Source organism: Phenylobacterium sp., from assembly GCF_046590535.1.
Taxonomy (GTDB): domain Bacteria; phylum Pseudomonadota; class Alphaproteobacteria; order Caulobacterales; family Caulobacteraceae; genus Phenylobacterium.
The window spans coordinates 1-3551 of the sequence record NZ_JBKJTG010000209.1; the positions used below are offsets into that span (position 1 = coordinate 1).

The 3551-nt window shown below is 67.4% G+C and carries 3 protein-coding genes; all 3 read right to left on the minus strand.

Features of this window, described 5'->3' with window-relative positions:
• On the minus strand, positions 1-946 hold a 946-nt coding region (locus ACLL81_RS12635), incomplete at its 3' end, for a glucoamylase family protein (protein ID WP_411288703.1).
• Positions 943-2115 carry a transaldolase gene (gene tal / locus ACLL81_RS12640; RefSeq protein ID WP_411288704.1) on the minus strand — a complete coding sequence of 391 codons (1173 nt, stop codon included), beginning with the start codon at positions 2113-2115 and terminating at the stop codon, positions 943-945. The genes ACLL81_RS12635 and tal, both read right to left, overlap by 4 nt.
• Positions 2108-3551 (minus strand): transketolase-like TK C-terminal-containing protein (locus tag ACLL81_RS12645; protein ID WP_411288705.1); only part of this gene is annotated, 1444 nt, incomplete at its 5' end. The genes ACLL81_RS12645 and tal, both read right to left, overlap by 8 nt.

Here is a 3551-nt window from a genome sequence, read left to right on the forward strand (position 1 = left end):
GGATGCCGTTCAGCTTGAGCGTCGATGGGCCAGGCCCTTCACTGGCCGTAATGCCCCAGCAATGCTCGCCATAACCCTCGAACTTGCGCGGGTTATCCACCGCGTAGCATTGCTGCACATAGGTGGCGCGGCGGCTGTTCTCGAAATAGTCGCTGCCTTTCTCCCGCATGAAGGCGTCCTGGATGCCGCGAAAGTCGATCCAGATGTGGGAGAGCTGGTGGGTGAACAGCGGCCCGGCGTAGAGGTAGTCCGTGCCGTAGCAGGTCTCCCAGCGATAGGTGGAGACCCAGGCCGCGTAGCTGGTTTCCGACAGCGGGTGGGTGGGGGAGCCGAGACCTAACACATAGAGCAACAGAGCTTCATCGTAGCCCTCCCAACGATACGGGAGGAAGCCGCTCTCCGGCTTCCAGCCATGGGTGACCGTATCGCCCTGGTTCTGCGCCCACGCCCAGTCGGCGCGGCGGTAGAGCGCGTCGGCCAGGGTGCGGACTTCCCGTTCGCCAGCATCATCGCGATCGAAATAGGCCGCCGCCGCCAAGCCGCCGGCCAACAGGAAGGCGCTATCGACGGTCGAGAGTTCGCATTGCCAGACCCGCCGGCCGGTCTGCATGTCGAGGAAGTGATAGTAGAACCCCCGGTAGCCTGTGGCGTCAGACTCGGGCCCCTGGGGACTGGTCCAGAAGAAGCGCAGCGTGGTCAGGGTCCGCTCAAGGGCCGCGGCGCGCGTCATGAACCCGCGTTCGACGGCGACCGGGTAGCAGGCCAGCGCCAAGCCAGTGGCCGTGATGCTGGCCGGCCAGTTCTCGGCGGTCTTGTCGAGGATCAGGCCGTTGAGCGGATTCACCTCCTTGATGAAGTAGTCGAAGGTCTCGCGCTGCAGGGTCTCCAGCTCCGCTGCGGTGGCCGATCGCCGGGCCTTCACGACGCCACCCGCGGGTCCGATCATACGGTCGCCGCTCGCGGCGCAGGCGTCCTAGGCGGCAGCCCGGCAAGGAGCTCAACCCGTTTGCCGGCGAGCGCGGCGTGCAACTCGTCGAACGACTCAGCGAAACGACGCACGCCATCGACAACGAGCGCTTTGGCGACGCCATCCAGGTCAAGATTCAGGTCCTGGGCTGACACCAGGATCTCGTAGGCCTCAGTGGGATGTTCGCGCAGGCGCGGCCCCACGCGCCCATGGGCGCGGAAGGCGTCCAGAGTCTTGATCGGCAGGGTGTTGACAGTGTCCGGGCCGATCAGCGCCTCGACGTAATAGACGTCGCTGTAGGCAGTATCCTTCACCCCCATTGAGGCCCATAGCAGCCGCTGGGGCGCGGCGCCGTCGCGGGCCAGCGCCTGCCAGCGAGGCTCCTCCAGGGTCTCGCAGTAGCGACGGTAGGCGATCTTGGCGTTGGCGATCGAGACCCGGCCGCGCAGTTTCCTCAAAGCCTCGGCGTCATCGCCCGCGCCGGCCTGTAGGCGGGCGTCGATCGTCTTGTCGATCTCGGTGTCGATTCGGCTGATGAAGAAGCTTGCGACGCTGTGAACCGTGGACACGTCCCCTCCCCCGGAACGAAAGGCCAGAAGGCCCTGATGATGCGCCTCGGCCACCGCTTCATAGGCTTCAATGCCGAAGAGCAGGGTGACGTTGACGTTGACGCCTTCGCCGATCAGCTGGCGCACCGCTGTCGCACCAGGGGCGGTGCCCGGGACCTTGATCATCAGGTTGGGCCGGTCAACGGCGCGCCAGAGCCGTCGCGCCTCGACGACGGCGGCTTCGCTGTCCATTGCGAGGTGGGGCGAGACCTCCAGGCTGACGTAGCCGTCGCGGCGCTTCAGGCGATCGTAGACCGGGCGTAGCTGGTCGGCGGCGGCCTGGACATCGGCGATCGCCAGCCGCTCGTAGAGTTCGGACGGCGCGTCGACACCGGCCGCCAACAGCGACTTCAGCCGGTCGTCGTAGTCTGAGCCTTCCCCCATCGCCTTTTGGAAAATGCTCGGATTGGAGGTGACGCCGGTGACGCCGTCCTTGTCGATGAGCCGCTTCAACTCGCCGGATTCGAGGAATTTGCGGTGGATATAGTCGAGCCAGACCGACTGACCGGCGGCGGCGAGCTGGCGGAGCGGGTTAGACATGGGCGGGTTCCTCCTGTCGCCGCCTGGCGGCGGCGAGCTGACGGCGGGCGGCCTCGTAGATGTACGCCGGGGTGAAGCCGAACTTGGACTCCAGGGCGGCGAAAGGCGCGGAGGCGCCAAAGCTGCGCATCGCCACAACCTCTCCGGCGGCGCCCACGTAGCGGTCCCAGCCCATGGGCGCTGCGGCCTCCACAGCGACCCTGGCCGTGACCTGATCGGGCAGCACTTGCCGCCGGTAGGAGGGATCCTGCGCCTCGAACAATTCCCACGACGGCATCGACACGACCCGGCAGCGGACGCCCTCGGCGACCAGCCGCTCATGCACCGTCACGCACGCGGCGACCTCGCTTCCCGTCGCCAGCAGGATGATCTCGGCAGGCCCCTCGCTGCCGGCCAGCATATAGCCACCGCGGGCGAGGCCGCTGGCGGCGGCGTATCTGTCACGATCAAGGGTCGGCAGGGCTTGGCGCGACAACACCAGGCACACGGGCGTTCGGGCCAGGGCGATGATGACGCGCCAGGCTTCCGCGGTCTCGTTGGCGTCGCACGGACGCAGCGTGACCAGTCCGGGGATCGCGCGAAGCGCCGCCAGCTGCTCGACAGGCTGATGGGTTGGCCCATCCTCGCCAAGGCCAATGGAGTCGTGGCTGAAAATATAGACCACCGGCAGCTGCATCATCGCCGCCAGCCTCATCGGCGGACGCATGTAGTCGCTGAAGATCAGGAACGTCCCGACGTAGGGCCGAAGGCCCGCAAGGGCCAGGCCGTTGGCGATCGCGGCCATGGCGTGCTCGCGCACCCCGAAATGCAAGTTGCGGCCTTCATAGCTGGTGGCTTCAAAATCGCCCGCGCCCTCAAACTCCAACCGGGTCTTGTTGGAGGGTGCGAGGTCGGCGGACCCCCCGATCAGCCAGGGCAGCCGCCCGCCGATCGCATTTAGCACCTTGCCGGACGCCTCGCGGCTGGCCATGCCCTCGGCGTCCGCCCGGAAGCTCGGAACATCGCGGTCCCATTCGATCGGCGCATCGCCGGACAGCAGGAGGCGAAGCTCCTTGGCCAGGGCCGGGTGGGCGAGCGCGTAACGCCTCCGCGTGTCCTGCCACTCCGCCAGGAGGGCCTGGCCGCGGGCCCCGAGCGTCGCGGCGAGGCGCTCGCGCACGCCGGCCGGAACCAGAAACTCCTCGTCCTCAGGCCAACCGTAAGCCCGCTTGGTGAGCACGACCTCCGCCGCGCCCAGCGGATCGCTGTGCGCCTTCGCCGTCCCTTGGGTGTGCGGCGAGCCGAAACCAATGACGCTCCTGACCCGGATCAGGGTCGGACGATCTGTGGTCGCCAGGAAGGTCTCGACCGCGCGGCCGAAGGCCTCGCCGTCGTTGGCGTCAGGCAGGTCCAGCACCGACCATCCGAAGCTGGCGAACCGCTTGGCCACATCCTCG

Coding starts and splice junctions, on each gene's coding strand:
- tal (WP_411288704.1), bottom strand. CDS start 2,115: ATGTCTAACCCGCTCCGCCAGCTCGCCGCCGCCGGTCAGTCGGTCTGG.